The organism is Delftia sp. PX-1, assembly GCF_055797465.1.
In genome coordinates, this window is sequence record NZ_CP184763.1 from 6312679 (window position 1) to 6326552 (window position 13874).

Annotated in this window: 12 protein-coding genes; 4 read left to right on the plus strand and 8 right to left on the minus strand. The window is 68.6% G+C overall.

Going from position 1 to position 13874, the window contains the following annotated elements:
• Positions 1-23: 23 nt before the first annotated feature.
• Together dapB and ACN20X_RS28785 are read right to left on the minus strand one after the other, a co-directional pair.
• Complete coding sequence (gene dapB, locus ACN20X_RS28780) at positions 24-860, minus strand: 4-hydroxy-tetrahydrodipicolinate reductase (RefSeq protein WP_016454221.1); 837 nt, start codon at positions 858-860, stop codon at positions 24-26.
• Between the two features lie 124 nt (positions 861-984).
• Positions 985-1533 carry an outer membrane protein assembly factor BamE gene (locus ACN20X_RS28785; RefSeq protein ID WP_016454220.1) on the minus strand — a complete coding sequence of 183 codons (549 nt, stop codon included), beginning with the start codon at positions 1531-1533 and terminating at the stop codon, positions 985-987.
• A 156-nt stretch (positions 1534-1689) separates the two neighbouring features.
• Here ACN20X_RS28785 and fur point away from each other — a divergent pair, with 156 nt between their 5' ends.
• The 3 genes from fur to ACN20X_RS28800 all read left to right on the plus strand — a co-directional run bounded on the left by fur (position 1690) and on the right by ACN20X_RS28800 (position 5067).
• Positions 1690-2115: a ferric iron uptake transcriptional regulator gene (fur, locus tag ACN20X_RS28790; protein WP_013804774.1), complete on the plus strand. Its 426-nt coding sequence runs from the start codon at positions 1690-1692 to the stop codon at positions 2113-2115.
• A gap of 143 nt (positions 2116-2258) precedes the next feature.
• Positions 2259-3836, plus strand: a complete 1578-nt coding sequence (locus tag ACN20X_RS28795; RefSeq protein WP_473210145.1) for a DUF1800 domain-containing protein — start codon at positions 2259-2261, stop codon at positions 3834-3836.
• A gap of 16 nt (positions 3837-3852) precedes the next feature.
• On the plus strand, positions 3853-5067 hold the full coding sequence (locus tag ACN20X_RS28800) for a DUF1501 domain-containing protein (RefSeq protein ID WP_017407283.1): 1215 nt from the start codon (positions 3853-3855) through the stop codon (positions 5065-5067).
• Here the strand turns inward: ACN20X_RS28800 and sigJ are convergent, their stop codons facing one another.
• From sigJ to ACN20X_RS28825, 5 genes are all read right to left on the minus strand, one after another.
• Entirely contained in the window at positions 5068-5991 is a 924-nt protein-coding gene (gene sigJ / locus ACN20X_RS28805) for an RNA polymerase sigma factor SigJ (RefSeq protein WP_047219249.1), read from the minus strand. It lies immediately after the preceding gene.
• A gap of 70 nt (positions 5992-6061) precedes the next feature.
• Positions 6062-6562, minus strand: a complete 501-nt coding sequence (locus ACN20X_RS28810; protein ID WP_017407282.1) for an NUDIX hydrolase — start codon at positions 6560-6562, stop codon at positions 6062-6064.
• Positions 6563-6664: 102 nt separating this feature from the next.
• Entirely contained in the window at positions 6665-7207 is a 543-nt protein-coding gene (locus ACN20X_RS28815; RefSeq protein ID WP_016447217.1) for a GNAT family N-acetyltransferase, read from the minus strand.
• Positions 7208-7294: 87 nt separating this feature from the next.
• Positions 7295-8296, minus strand: a complete 1002-nt coding sequence (locus ACN20X_RS28820) for an HD-GYP domain-containing protein (RefSeq protein ID WP_016447218.1) — start codon at positions 8294-8296, stop codon at positions 7295-7297.
• Positions 8293-12081, minus strand: coding sequence for a PAS domain S-box protein (locus tag ACN20X_RS28825; RefSeq protein ID WP_473210146.1), 3789 nt, complete (start codon positions 12079-12081; stop codon positions 8293-8295). The genes ACN20X_RS28820 and ACN20X_RS28825 overlap by 4 nt, the downstream gene beginning before the upstream one ends.
• Before the next feature lie 138 nt (positions 12082-12219).
• Between ACN20X_RS28825 and ACN20X_RS28830 the strand changes: the two genes are divergently transcribed.
• Positions 12220-12492: a DUF2061 domain-containing protein gene (locus ACN20X_RS28830; protein ID WP_016447220.1), complete on the plus strand. Its 273-nt coding sequence runs from the start codon at positions 12220-12222 to the stop codon at positions 12490-12492.
• A 411-nt stretch (positions 12493-12903) separates the two neighbouring features.
• Here ACN20X_RS28830 and ACN20X_RS28835 read toward each other — a convergent pair whose 3' ends face one another.
• On the minus strand, positions 12904-13872 hold the full coding sequence (locus tag ACN20X_RS28835) for a LysR family transcriptional regulator (protein ID WP_473210147.1): 969 nt from the start codon (positions 13870-13872) through the stop codon (positions 12904-12906).
• Between the last annotated feature and the right edge of the window lie 2 nt (positions 13873-13874).

Sequence of the window (13874 nt, forward strand, 5' to 3'; positions counted from 1 at the left end):
CCTTGCCCGTGCTGCGAGCCTCGTCACAGGCCCAATACGGCGTACATGTCGTACTGGCCGCTGGTCTTGTCCGCCAGGAAGCGCGCGGCACGCAGGCTGCCCTGGGCATAGCCGGCACGGCTGCTGGACTTGTGCGAGATCTCGATGCGCTCGCCCGTGCCCGCAAACAGCACCGTGTGGTCGCCGATGATGTCGCCACCGCGCACGGTGGCAAAGCCGATGGTGTTGTCCTCGCGCGCACCGGTGTGGCCGAAGCGCTCGTAGACGGCGCGGTCGGCCAGCTTCGTGCCCTGGGCTTCGGCGATGACCTCGCCCATCTTGAGGGCGGTGCCCGAAGGCGCATCCACCTTGTGGCGGTGGTGGGCCTCGACGATCTCGATGTCGTAGCCGCTGGACAGGGCCTTGGCCGCCATCTCCAGCAGCTTGAAGGTCACGTTCACGCCCACGCTCATGTTGGGCGACAGCACCACGGCCGTGCGCTGGGCGTACTCGGCGATGCGCGCCTTTTGCTCGTCGCTGAAGCCCGTGGTGCCGATGACCAGCCTGACGCCCAGTTCGGCGCAGATGGCCAGGTGCTCCAACGTGCCCTCGGGGCGCGTGAAGTCGATCAGGCAGTCGGCCTTGGACAGCGCGGCGCGCACATCGCTTTCGATGACGATGCCGCTGGCCAGGCCCAGGAAGGCCGAGGGATCGGTGCCCAGCGCAGGGCTGTCGGGACGGTCCAGCGCGGCGGTCAGCGCAAGGTCATCGCTTTGCGCGATGGCCTCGATCAGCATGCGGCCCATGCGGCCGGAGGCGCCGGCCACGGCCACGCGCAGGCGCTGGTTGTTGCTGGAGGAAGTGGCGGTCGTGGCGTTCATGTCGGGAAAGAGATGCAAAGGCTCAATGCGTGGAAAGTGGACTGCCCGGGCGCACGGCAGGCACCGCGGCAGCCGCCATCCACGGAAAAACGCCCGCATGCCTTGCGGCGCGCGGGCGGCGATATCAGCGGGCGCCGGGCTCCAGTGGCGGATAGCTGGCCGCCGCGGGCGGCGGCTCGGCGGCCACGGGCTCTTCGACCGGCTTGGCAGCGGGGAACTTGGACAGTTGCTCCTCGCTGGCTTCCAGCTGAGGAACCTTGCCCAGCTTCTTCTTGGAGCCCAGGCTGGCGACGAATTCGGCCTCGGTGGGCATCTCGTCGCCTTCGGAGCGGGCGAACAGGTCGCCGTTGAAGAAGACGGTCAGCTTGCGCACCTGGGAATCGACGCCGGGACGCTTGATGGTGAACACATATTCCCAGCGGTCGGCGTGGAATACGCTGGTGACCAGCGGCGTGCCGAGGATGTCACGCACCTGCTGGCGGCTCATGCCGGGCTGCAGGGCCTCGACCTGTTCGCGGGAGACGAAGTTGCCTTGGACGACCTCGACCTTGTAGGGAGTGACGACATTGGCGACTCGGTGCGCGGCGCCATCGAGGCTGCTGCAGCCTGCCAGCGCCACCCCGATCAACAGCATCAGGGCCGCACTGGCGCGGCAACGGGCTTGAACATGCATTGGTATCAGCATAGGGATATGATCGTGGATCATTGTAGCGGCTGGTCCCTGGGGCTTGCGATCATGCGACGCCCCTGGCACCAGGGCCATTTTGTTCGCCGTCCCGCACCTGCCGTGGTGGCAGCCCAGCGGGCAGTCTCTGCCAAAGACCCAGACATGAAGAACATCGACGAACTCAAGAGTACCGGCCTGAAGGCCACGCTGCCCCGCCTGAAGATCCTGGAGATCTTCCAGACGGGTGCGCAACGCCACATGACGGCCGAAGACGTGTTCCGCGTGCTGCTGGACGAGCGTTCGGACATCGGCCTGGCCACGGTCTACCGCGTGCTCACGCAGTTCGAGCAGGCAGGCATCCTCATCCGCAGCAATTTCGAGAGCGGCAAGGCCGTCTACGAGCTCAATGAAGGCCAGCACCACGACCACTTTGTCTGCACCAGCTGCGGCAAGGTCGAGGAGTTCTACGATCCCGATATCGAAAAGCGCCAGAACCTGATCGCCAAGGCCAAGGGCTGGGTGATCCAGGACCATTCGATGGCCCTGTACGGACAGTGCGCTGAATGCGCGAGCCGGCCCAGCAAATAAGGCCGGGTCCCTCAGAAAAAGCGGAGTGTGGAACACTCCGCTTTTTTTTGCCTTTTACTTTTTGCTACCGGCGCTTTACAGGGCGAAGCACATGGGTGGAGGATGCTGGCGTCCAATGGATGCCCCCTACCCACCGAGACACCATGCGCCGCACTTCGCCGTTCGCCATCGCTCTCACTTTCTCCGCCATCGTCCTGGCCACAGGCTGTGCGCCCTTGCAGGCCCCGCCGTCGTCCGCAGCGGCCGCGCTGCAGGGAGTGGCCGAGGCACCGCTCACCGCCGCGCAGCGCCAGCAATGGCTGGACCGCGTCACCTGGGGCGCCACCGACAGCGAGGATGCGCAGCTGCAGCGCCTGAGCCTCAAGGCCTGGCTGGCACGGCAACTGCAGCCGGGGCCTCAGCCACTGCCTGCGCAGGCGCAGCAGCGCATTGATGGGCTGGGCATCAGCCAGCGCCCCATGGACCAGGTGCTGCTGGAGCTGGGCGACCAGCGCAAGGCCGTGCAGGACGCCGCATCGGCCGATGAAAAGGCCGCGCGGCAGCAGGCCTACCAGCGCACGCTGAACCAGCTGGGCAGCGATGCCCAGAAGCGCTTCGTGATCCGCGCGCTGTACTCGCCGGCACAGCTGCAAGAGCAGATGACCTGGTTCTGGATGAACCATTTCAGCGTCAGCCTGCGCAAGGCCGATATCCGCGCCTGGGTGGGCGACTACGAGGAGCAGGCCATACGCCCGCATGCGCTGGGCAGTTTCCGCAGCCTGCTGGAGGCCTCGCTGCGCCACCCGGCCATGCTGCGCTACCTGGACAACGCCAGCAATGCGGCGGGCCGCATCAACGAAAACTACGCGCGCGAGCTGCTGGAGCTGCACACCATGGGCGTGGGCAGCGGCTACACCCAGGCCGACGTGCAGGAGATGGCGCGCATCCTGACAGGCGTGGGCATCAATCTGCAGCCGGCCGGCACGCCGCCGCCGCGCATGCGCGGCGGGCGCCAGGGCGACTACCTGCGCTCGGGATTCTTCGAGTTCAATCCCAACCGGCACGACTACGGAGCCAAGACCTTCCTGGGCCAGCCCCTGCACGCGCGCGGCATGGCCGAGGTCCAGGAGGCGCTGGACCGCATCGTCGCCGCGCCGGCCACGGCGCAGTTCATCGCGCACAAGCTGGCGGTGTTCTTCATTGCCGACGATCCGCCGCCGGCCCTGGTGCAGCGCACGGCACAGGCCTTCACGCGCAGCCGGGGCGACATCGCAGCCACCGTGGCAGCGCTGCTGACCGATCCGGAGGCCGCGCGCTTTGGCCGCAAGTTCCGCGATCCGCTGCACTACGTGCTGGCCGCCACGCGGCTGTCGGTGGACCAGCGCGTGGCGGCCGACGTGGCGCCCGTGCTGGGCTGGATCAACCGGCTGGGCCAGAACCTCTACGCGCATGAGACGCCGGACGGCTACCCGCAGATGCAGTCCGACTGGGCCAGTTCGGGCCAGATGGCGGCACGCTTCGAGGTGGCGCGCCAGATCGCCACGCGCAGCGCCGTGCTGTTTCGCGCCGACCCCAAGGAGGCGCTGGAGAAGCCGCCCTACCCCATGCTGTCGGAACGGGCCAGCGTGCGCCAGCGCCTGCCCCAGTGGAGCCAGGCCACGCAGGCGGCACTGGCCCAGGCCCGCAATCCGGCGGACTGGAATACCTACTTCCTGTCCGCACCCAAGATGATGTTCCGCTGAACCCCGGAGACTTTCCATGCAGCGACGCCACTTCCTGACCATGGCATCGGCCCTGCCCTTTGCCGCCCACCTGGGCCGGCTGCAGGCGGCCGCCCTCCAGCCAGCCACGCCGCGCCTGCTGCTGGTGTTTCTGCGCGGTGCCTATGACTGCAACAGTCTGCTGGTGCCCACGCACAGCGACTTCTACTACGAGGCCCGTCCCAGCATTGCCATCCCCCGTCCCGGCGAGGCCGGCGGCGCGCTGGCGCTGGATGGCCGCTGGGGCCTGCACCCGATGCTGGAGGACAGCATCCATCCGCTGTTCCAGGCCGGCCAGGCCTGCTTCGTGCCCTTTGCAGGCACGCACGACCTGTCGCGCAGCCATTTCGAGACACAGGACTCCATCGAACTGGGCCAGGGCCTGGACGGGCGCCGCAGCTACCAGTCGGGCTTTCTGAACCGGCTGGCCCAGGTGCTGGGGCAGGACGGGCGGGGCCCGGTGTCGCCCATGTCGTTCACGCCCCAGTTGCCACTGCTGCTGCGTGGCAGCCTGCCGTCCGCCAACATGGCCCTGGCGTCCGTGGGCAAGGGCGGGCTGGACGATAGACGCAGCCAGGCCATTGCCGCCATGTACGCAGGCACTGCCCTGGGCACGGCCGTGCAGGAGGGCTTTGCCGTGCGCGATGCGGTGCAGCGCAGCGTGCAGGAAGAGATGGACCAGGCCGGGCGCGACGCCATCAGCGCGCGAGGCTTTGCGCTGGTGGCGCAGCGCATGGCGGCCCTGATGCGCGAGCGCTTCGACCTGGGCTTCGTCGATGTAGGCGGCTGGGACACGCATGTGGCCCAGGGCGGCGCCACAGGCGCGCTGGCCGGACGGCTGGACGAGCTGGGCCGGGGCCTGGCCGGTTTTGCCCAGGAGATAGGTCCCGAGGCCTGGCGCCATACGGTGGTGGTGGTGATCAGCGAATTCGGCCGCACCTTCCGCGAGAACGGCAACAAGGGCACGGACCACGGCCACGGCACGACCTACTGGCTGCTGGGCGGCGGGCTTTCCGCGCGCGCGGGCGGTCGCATCGTGGGAGAGCAGGTCGAGGTCAACCAGAAAAACCTGTTCCAGAACCGCGACCATCCCGTGCTCAACGAGTACCGCGCCGTGCTGGGCGGCCTGTTCCAGCGCATGTATGGACTGAGCCCGGCCCAGCTGCAGCGTGTCTTCGAAGGCGCGACGCCCCGCGACCTGCAACTCGTCTGACTACGGCAGCGCCTGCGGCGGCACTGGCACGCCGGACAGCTTGTCGGGATTGCGCAGCGTGTAGATGCGGCGGATCAGGCCGTCTTCGACCAGCAGCGTCTGCACGGATTCCAGCTCGCCGTCGATGCAGCGCAGCAGGCCCGGCAGGCCGTTGATGCGAGCCAGGTGCAGGGTCTGGCGCTGGCCGTTGCGCCGCATGCGGCGCGTGGTGGCGAAGTACAGCAGGGCCAGGCGCCGGCCGGTCTCCAGCACGCGGCCGAACGAGGGCACCTTGCCGCCGCCGTCGCTGATGAGTTCGGCATCGGGCGCGAACAGCGCCTGGATCTGCGCAAAGTCCCCACCCTGCACGGCCTGCGCAAAGCGCTGCAGCAGCGCGGCATGGGCCTCGGGCGGCGCCGCAAAGCGCGGGCGGCCGGCCTGAACATGGGTGCGGGCGCGGTGCACGAGCTGGCGGCAGGCGGCCTCGCTGCGGCCCAGGGCCTGGGCCACCTCGGCATAGTCGGCATCGAAGACCTCGCGCAGCAAAAAGGCGGCGCGCTCGTCGGGCGTGAGCTGCTCGAGCACGAACATCAGCGCCGTGGACACGTCGTGGGCACGCTCCAGCAGGTCTTCGGCCGAGGGTGCGGACTCCTCGGCCCAGGGCTGGACCAGGGGCTCGGGCAGCCAGAAGCCCTGGTAGTGCTCGCGCTCGGCGCGCAGGCGGCGCAGCCGGTCTATGGCCAGGCGCGTGGTCACGGAGACCAGCCAGGCCTCGGGCTGCTCTATGCCGGCGCGCTCGGCGCCATGCCAGCGCAGCCAGGCCTCCTGGACCAGGTCTTCGGCATCGGCGCGCTGGCCGAGCATGCGGTAGGCCAGGCCGAACAGGCGCGGGCGGTGGCGCTCGAACAGGGCCAGGGGATCGTCGGTGGCGGAGGAGGTCTGCATGCCATCAAGACGCGGGAGCGTGGCGTTGTGTGACAGACAGGGCCGGCATGGTGCTCGGTGCCTTGGTGACTCAGTGGGGCTGCGGAGCCTGCAGCACGCTGGGATCGGTGTGGATCAGCTCCAGCGGGTAGCGGCGGCCGGCCAGGTAGTCCTCTATGCTTTGCATCACCAGCGGACTGCGGTGCTGGGCGGTGCAGGCCTTGAGTTCGTCCAGCGTCATCCAGACCGTGCGGATGATGCCGTCGTCCAGCGGCTGGCCGGCCCGGAAGTCACCCAGCTCGCCCGTGAAGGCAAAGCGCAGATAGGTGATGTCGGAGCCGGTGCGCGTGCGAACGAAGCGGTTCAGGTAGACGCCGACCAGGGCCGTGGGCACGAAGTCGTGCGCCGTCTCCTCATCGACCTCGCGCACACAGGCGGTGATGGGCGACTCGGCAGGGTCGAGATGGCCGGCGGGGGTGTTGTAGCGCACGCCATCGGCCGTGTCTTCTTCCACCAGCAGAAAACGGCCATCGCGCTCAATGATGGCCGCCACAGTGACATTGGGTTTCCAGCGATCGGGCATGGCGCGCATTATGACCAGAGGCGGCCGGCCCGTCCCCGGCCAAAAACCCCATCACCGCGCCTTGCAGACCACCACGCGACACGGCGCCCTGTAGCGCCCCATAGCACCGCCCTACAGCGGCCGGGCCATGTACAGCGCACCGTCGCCGTAGCTCATCAGGCGCTGCTGCTGCAGCGGATCGGTCAACGCCTGCACGGCATAGCCATGGCGCTCCCAGTAGCCGCGCGAGCCCTGCACCGACACCAGGGCCGTGTGGCGCAGGCCCTCGGCGCGCGCCCGCTCCCACAGCGGCGCCAGCAGCGCACGGGCCAGGCCCTGGCCTGCGGCCTCGGGGTGCACGGCCATGTCGTGCAGGTACAGGGTGTCGGCCTGCTCGACGGCCTCGAAGTCACCGTGCAGCGGCGTGATCTTGGCCATGAGGCTGCGGTAGGCCGCGAGATAGGCGCGCACCCGGCCGCCCTGCTCCAGTGCCAGCGAGCAATGGGCCGTGCCGGCCAGGCGCCGCGCAAAGACCTCGCCGCTCTCGGCATAGTCCTCGCCATAGCAGGCCCGCTGGATGTCCAGCAGACCGGGCAGGTCGGCGGCGGTCAGTGCGCGGACATGGAAGCGGTCAGCGGCAGGCAAGGAAGAGGATGGAGAAGGCGAACAAGACATGGGCAGGACAGGCAGGTGCCGGAGACAGGCCGCCCAGGGTAAGCGATTGCCCAAGCCCCGGCGCACCCTGCCGGAATCGGTTCCCCGTCAATCCTTCCAGCGCTCGCGTATGTCTTCCAGCTGCGGGCGCAGGCCGATGAACAGCGGCACCAGGCGCGGGTCGAAGTGGGCGCCGGCCTGCTGCTCTATGTGATCCATGGCGTCGTCCACCGTCCACGCGTGCTTGTAGGGGCGTTCCGTGGTGAGGGCATCGAACACGTCGGCCACGGCCACGATGCGCGAGGCCAGCGGGATGTCCTCGCCCGCCAGGCCCTGCGGATAGCCCGTGCCGTCCCATTTCTCGTGGTGGGTCAGCGCGATGCTGTAGGCCATCTGCAGCACCTGGGAATCGTGCTCGCCGATGATCTCGGCGCCGATCTGCGGATGGCGGCGCATGACCGTCCATTCCTCGGCCGTCAGCGGGCCGTTCTTGAGCAGGATGGCATCGGGGATGCCGATCTTGCCCACATCGTGCATGGGCGCGGCGTTGAGCAGGTCGTCCGCCCATTCGTCGGTGCAGCCGGCCGCCAGCGCCAACGTCTTTGCGTAGTGGCTCATGCGGATCACGTGCATGCCGGTTTCGTTGTCGCGGTACTCGGCCGCGCGGCCCAGGCGCTGCACGATCTGCAGCCGCGTGCTGCGCAGCTCGTCGAGCTTGACCAGCGACAGGTGGTTGCGCACCCGCGCCCGCACCACGGGCGCGCGCACGGGCTTGACGATGTAGTCCACCGCGCCCGAGGCAAAGCCCAGGGCCTCGTCCTGTCCGTCAGACAGGGCGGTGATGAAGATCACCGGGATGCGGGCCGTGTCGGCCTGCGCCTTGAGCTGGCGGCACACGGCGTAGCCGTCCAGCTCGGGCATCATGATATCCAGCAGGATCAGGTCCGGCTGGTGCTGGGCCAGCTGCAGAGCCTTGCGCCCGTCCGTGGCGAACGAGAGCCGGTAATCCTCGCCCAGGATCTGGCGCAGCACATGCAGGTTGGTCGGGTCGTCATCGACCAGCAGCAGGCGCGGGCGCTTGTCCGTTGCCAATAGATTGGGCGCATTCATGCTCTGTCTCCATCGTTCGAGGGCAGTTGCTGCTGCAACTGCTGGGCGCATTCCTGCGCGCGCTCGAAGTCGAAATTATCCAGTGCCTGCTGCAGCGGCTGAAGCTGTTCGGCCGTCAGCATGCGCACGAGGGCCTGCATGGCCTGCCCGTCCAGCTCCCCGCTGTGCAAGGCGGCCACGATGCGCTCCAGCCAGGGCCGGGCATCGGCAGGCAGGGCGGGTGCGCCCGCCTGGGGCGCCGCATCGCCCTCGGCCTGCGCCCACGCATGGCCCTGCGCCTGGCCCGGCGCCTCGCCCGATGCCGCCCCCTGTGCCTCGGCCATCGGCATGGCGGCCGGGTGGCGCTGGCGCAGCTCGCGCGCTACGGCATCCAGCGCCTGGTGCAGCTGGTCGATGAGGGCAAGCAGCTGCGGCTGCCCGGCGCCCTCCTGCGCCAGGCCTTCCAGGCGCGATGCCAGCCGGTACACGGCCTGCAGGCCCAGGTTGCCGGCCGCGCCGCGCACGCGGTGCGCCAGGCCGATCAAGGCCTCGGGTCCGGGGCGCTGCAGGGCACGGCGCAGGCGGTCGGCCAGGTCCAGCTGTTCATTGAGGAAACGCCGAATGGCGGCCACCAGCGGATCGACCCGGCCCCACAGCGCAATGCCCGAGGCCCAGTCCACCGTGACATCAGGCAGCCCCGGCTGGGCGCTGGCGGGCGCGGGCGGCCTGGCCTCCTTGAGCGCCACCTGCAGCGACAGCAGGCGTGCGATCTCGGCCTGCAGCCGCGCCATGTCCAGCGGCTTGGAGGCAAAGCCGTCCATGCCGGCGGCGGTGGCGTCGCTGCGGTCCTTCTCCAGCACGCTGGCCGACAGCGCGACGATGGGCACGGGCCGGCGCTGCAGCTGCCGCTCCCAGACACGGATGGCGCGCGCCGCCGCCAGGCCGTCCATGCCCGGCATCTGCAGGTCCATCAGCACCACGTCGAAAGGAGGCTCCTGCGCCTGAACGCAGCGCAGCGCCTCGGCACCGTCGTGGGCCAGCACCATCTGGTGGTTCTGGCTGGAGAAGTTGATCTGCAGCAGCTCCAGGTTCTCGGGCACATCGTCCACGGCTAGGATGTGCAGCGGCGGCAGGCCGCGGCTGGCCGCCCCGCGCTCGGACAGCGGGCTCTCGCCGACCGGCAGGGGCAGGCGCACCTCGAACACCGTGCCCACGCCCACCGTGCTGTGCAGCTGGATGCTGCCGCCCATGAGTTCGGCCAGCTGGCGCGAGATGGTCGTGCCCAGGCCCGTGCCGCCGAAACGCCGCGTGGTCGAGGCGTCGGCCTGGGCAAAGGGGTCGAAGATGCGGTGGATCTTCTCGGCCGCGATGCCTATGCCCGTGTCATGCACATCGAGCTGGAGCACGCCCTGCTCGTAGCGCACGCGCAGCAGCACATGGCCGCGTTCGGTGAACTTCACGGCATTGCCCAGCAGGTTCACCAGGATCTGCTGCACACGCATGCCGTCGCCGCGCAGCGCGGCCGGCGTGTGCGGGTCGTAGTCCAGGCGCAGGTCCAGGCCCTTGCGATCGGCCGTGATGCGCAGCGATGCCAGGATCTGCTGGCACAGCTCGCGCACCGAGAAGTCCTCTATCTCCAGCTCCACCGCGCCCTTGTCGAGCTTGGCCGTGTCCAGGATGTCGTTGAGCAGGCGCAGCATGGAGCGCGCCGCGTAGTGCACCGTGTCCAGGTAGCGCGCCTGCGTGGGCTGCAGCGCGGTTTCGCGCAACGCCTCGGTGAAGCCGATGATGGCGTTCATGGGCGTGCGGATCTCGTGGCTCATGTTGGCCAGGAAGGTGCTGCGCGCGGCGGCCGCGGCTTCGGCATGCTCCTTGGCCAGCACCAGCTCCTGGGCCAGTTTGCGCTGGGCGCTGATGTCGGTGAGCAGCTTGACGATTTTGTAGGGCCGGCCGTCGGCACCGCGTATGGGGTTGTAGGTGGCCTGCACCCAGATGCGCCGCCCCTCGTGCCCGCAGCGCAGGAACTCGCCGGCCTGGAACTCGCCCTCGGCCAGGCGGCGCCAGAACTGCACATGCTCGGGCGAATGCGCATAGCCGGGCTCGCAGAACATGCCGTGGTGGCGGCCCGCGACCTCGTCGAGCCGGTAGCCGAACAGGTCCAGGAAATTGCGGTTGGCGCGCAGCACATGGCCGCGCAGGTCGTACTCGATGGTGGCCAGCGACAGGTCGATGGCGCGCACCGTGCCCTCGAACTCGGCATTGCGCGCGCGCGCCGCCGTCTGGTCCATGATCACGCCGTCGATCCAGGTCAGTTCGTCCTGTTCGTTGAAGACGCCGCGCCCGGTCTCGGACACCCAGCGCGTGCTGCCGTCGCGGTGCAGCAGGCGGTAGTCGGCGTTGTAAGTCTGGCGCCGCGCCAGAGAATGCGCCACCGCAGCCTCCAGCCGGTCGCGGTCCTCGGCGTGGATGAGCCGGTCCCAGCCCGTGAGGCCATCGGTGAAATCCTGCTCGGTCCAGCCCGTCAACTCCTCGATGGAGCGGCTGAGCAGCAGCGGCGTCCATTTGCCGTCGTACAGGCAGCGGAACGTGGTGCCGGGCACGTTGTTGATCAGGGTGCGGTACTGCTCCTCGCTGCGGCGCAGCGACTGCAGCATCTGGCGGCGCTCGCGGATATCGGTCACAAAGCCCACGTACAGCGGATCGCCGGCAATCGCCACCCGCCCCACGGCCAGGCGCACGGCGATCTGCGTGCCGTCCTTGTGCATGGCGTTGATATCGCGGCTGGAGCCCAGCAGGCCCGCAAAGCCCGTGGCCAGATGCTTTTGCAGCGAGCCGCCATCGCCATCGCAGCCCGACGCGGGCATGAGCAGGCTTGCGCTGCGGCCCACCACCTCCTGCGCCGTCCAGCCCAGCAGCCGCTCGGCCGCGCCGTTGAACGACACGATGCTGCCGCGCCCGTTGATCATCACGATGCCGTCCACTGCCGTCTCCACCACGGCGCGCAGGCGCGATTCGCTGCGCTGCACCTGGCGGTAGATCTGGCGGTAGCGCAGCGTCATGTTGACCGCGAACACCAGACCGAAGATCAGCACCACCATGCCGACGATGGAGAACACCAGCAGCGCGTGCGTGGGCGACTCCACCTGCGCCAGCACATCGATCTCGGGCTTGAGGCGCAGTGCATACAGGCCCGCATAGTGCATGCAGGAAATGGCCAGGCCCATGACGATGCCGGCCACCAGCGTGGGCCACAGCCGGCCCGTGTTGCCCAGCCTGAAGCGCACCCACAGCGACAGCACGGCCATGCCTGCCGCCACGATCACCGACAGCAGCACGCCCCAGGGGTCGTAGAGCATCGAGGTCCAGGTCTGGGCCGCCGCCATGCCGATGTAGTGCATGGAGCCAATGCCCAGCCCCATGAGCACGCCGCCGCCCACCAGCGCCTGCGTGGACAGCTGCGGCCGCACCATCAGCGTCAGCGCCAGCCAGGACGCCAGCATGCTGGGCAGCATGGACAGCGTGGTGATCCAGGGGTCGTAGTCGCCAAAGGTGCAGGGCACGAAGGCCAGCATGCCGATGAAGTGCATGGCCCAGATGCCCGCGCCCAGGCAGAAGGCGCCCGTGAGCACGCCCACGCGGCGTATGCGCGGCGACGCGGCATCGCGCGCCAGCCCAGCAATCTGCATGGCCATCACCGACGTGGCCACGGCCACCAGCACCGACAGCGTCACCAGGCCCGGATGCAGCCACTGGAACCACTGCGGATGCGGCGCCCAGCCGAGCACGAAAATCTGGTCCCAGCTCATGGCGCGCCCCCCGCATGGCACAAGGCCGCAGCACGCAACCGCCGGCCATCGATAGTATTTATAACTTTGATGATCATTTTCGATTGGCCATAACTATTCCTCGCACCTAGCATGGAGTCTCATCCCGAGGAGAGCCCCATGAGCCGCATCCGCCAGACCCTTCACCACCACCGACGCACGCTGTTGAAGACCGCCAGCTACTACGTCATCCATGTCACCGTGGCAGCGGCCGTGGCCTATGCCGTGACCCGCAATCTCTGGGCCGCGCTGACGCTCAGCCTGTTGGAGCCCACGGTGCAGGCCGTGGCCTTCTTCTTCCATGAAAAGCTGTGGGAGCGCGGCCTGCGCCGCCGTGCCGACGCGGGCGCCGGCATGGCGCCGCCCGCAGCAGCCACTGCGGCTGCGGCCTGAACCCGCCAGGAGCACGAACATGCCCACGCCCCTGCGGTCCTTCAGCGCGGACGCCTCATTCGGCAATTGGCTGACCGAAACCCTGGCAAGGATGGTCGATGGCGGCACGGGCTGAAACCCGGCCCTGCCGTGGCGGCAAGAGAGGTGGACATGGCGGCGCATGGTGGCAAGAACCCGGGAAATGCGAAATCGTTGGTATCAAGGCGCTGCCCGTGCGGCCCATGGCCGGCACGGAATCCATACATGCCTTTCGACCGCATCGGGGCGGACTGAAGCCCCGGCGCCGGTCACAATGCCAAACATTGTCAAGCGCATACGCTGGAAAATATGTGCACAAGCTGTGTGAAAAGCTGTGCATAGCCTCTTCGCAAACCTGTGATTTTCCTCTTGCCAAGGCTGTGGCAAAGCCGTTCATTCACGGTGCACGCCCAGCAGCGCGTCGATGAACACACGGGCTGCACGGCCAGGCACCACGGCACTGCGCCAGACCGCGAAGAAATCACAGAGATAGAAGAACCGGTGGGGGGCCACGGCCTGCAGCAGACCCTGGCCCTCCATGGCCTGTGCGTAGTGGTCGGGCAGAAATCCCAGGTAGCGGCCCGAGCACACCAGCATGGCAATGGCCTCCTGGTCAAAACCCGTGGCCTGGCGCTGCAGGCCGGCCTGGTGGCTGAGCGCCATATTGGGTGACTGGTAGCCCAGGCCTGCAAAGGCATGTGCGCCCAGGCTGTCCCAGTCCAGCCCGCCATGGTCGGCGCCATGCAGCGGATGGCCGGGAGCGCAGTACAGCTGCATGCGCTCGCCGAACAACCGGGCACTGTCCAGCGCGCTCGAACTGGGTGCAGAGGGCAGCACGCCCACCTGCCAGCGCCCCTCCATCAGTCCGCGCTCGATGGCCTGTATCGAGGCCACGTGCAGCCGCAGGTGCAGTTGCGGCGCCTGATCGTGCAGCAGGCCTATCGCCTCGGGAATGCGTGACTGCGGATTGCCCACGGTCTTGTCGAACAGCGCCACGTCCAGCGTACCGGCCAGCCGGCCATGGATGTCGTCCACCTGGCCCAGAAACCCCTCCACGCCGCCCAGCAGCTGCAGCGTGGCCTCGTAGATGCGGTGGCCTTCGGGCGTGAGCGCGAAGCCGGCGCGCCCGCGCCGGCACAGCGTCAGGCCCAGGCGCTCTTCCAGGTCCTTCATGTGGCGGCTCAGCGTGGAGCTGCCGATGTTCAGCTCCAGCTCGGCAGCCGACATGCCGCCGCACTCGACCACGGCCTTGAACACGCGCAGCAGGCGCAGATCCATGTCGCCCAGCTGGCCCAGCGCCGCGCGCGCACGGCCATCGCGTGCCCGGCGGCTCGCAGGGGTCTCCAGAGAAAATTCCGCCATCG

What these genes read in the sequence shown, in the direction of transcription:
- dapB (WP_016454221.1), bottom strand. Translation starts at nt 860, where the DNA reads ATGAACGCCACGACCGCCACTTCCTCCAGCAACAACCAGCGCCTGCGC.
- ACN20X_RS28785 (WP_016454220.1), bottom strand. Translation starts at nt 1,533, where the DNA reads ATGCATGTTCAAGCCCGTTGCCGCGCCAGTGCGGCCCTGATGCTGTTG.
- fur (WP_013804774.1), top strand. Translation starts at nt 1,690, where the DNA reads ATGAAGAACATCGACGAACTCAAGAGTACCGGCCTGAAGGCCACGCTG.
- ACN20X_RS28795 (WP_473210145.1), top strand. Translation starts at nt 2,259, where the DNA reads ATGCGCCGCACTTCGCCGTTCGCCATCGCTCTCACTTTCTCCGCCATC.
- ACN20X_RS28800 (WP_017407283.1), top strand. Translation starts at nt 3,853, where the DNA reads ATGCAGCGACGCCACTTCCTGACCATGGCATCGGCCCTGCCCTTTGCC.
- sigJ (WP_047219249.1), bottom strand. Translation starts at nt 5,991, where the DNA reads ATGCAGACCTCCTCCGCCACCGACGATCCCCTGGCCCTGTTCGAGCGC.
- ACN20X_RS28810 (WP_017407282.1), bottom strand. Translation starts at nt 6,562, where the DNA reads ATGCGCGCCATGCCCGATCGCTGGAAACCCAATGTCACTGTGGCGGCC.
- ACN20X_RS28815 (WP_016447217.1), bottom strand. Translation starts at nt 7,207, where the DNA reads ATGTCTTGTTCGCCTTCTCCATCCTCTTCCTTGCCTGCCGCTGACCGC.
- ACN20X_RS28820 (WP_016447218.1), bottom strand. Translation starts at nt 8,296, where the DNA reads ATGAATGCGCCCAATCTATTGGCAACGGACAAGCGCCCGCGCCTGCTG.
- ACN20X_RS28825 (WP_473210146.1), bottom strand. Translation starts at nt 12,081, where the DNA reads ATGAGCTGGGACCAGATTTTCGTGCTCGGCTGGGCGCCGCATCCGCAG.
- ACN20X_RS28830 (WP_016447220.1), top strand. Translation starts at nt 12,220, where the DNA reads ATGAGCCGCATCCGCCAGACCCTTCACCACCACCGACGCACGCTGTTG.
- ACN20X_RS28835 (WP_473210147.1), bottom strand. Translation starts at nt 13,872, where the DNA reads ATGGCGGAATTTTCTCTGGAGACCCCTGCGAGCCGCCGGGCACGCGAT.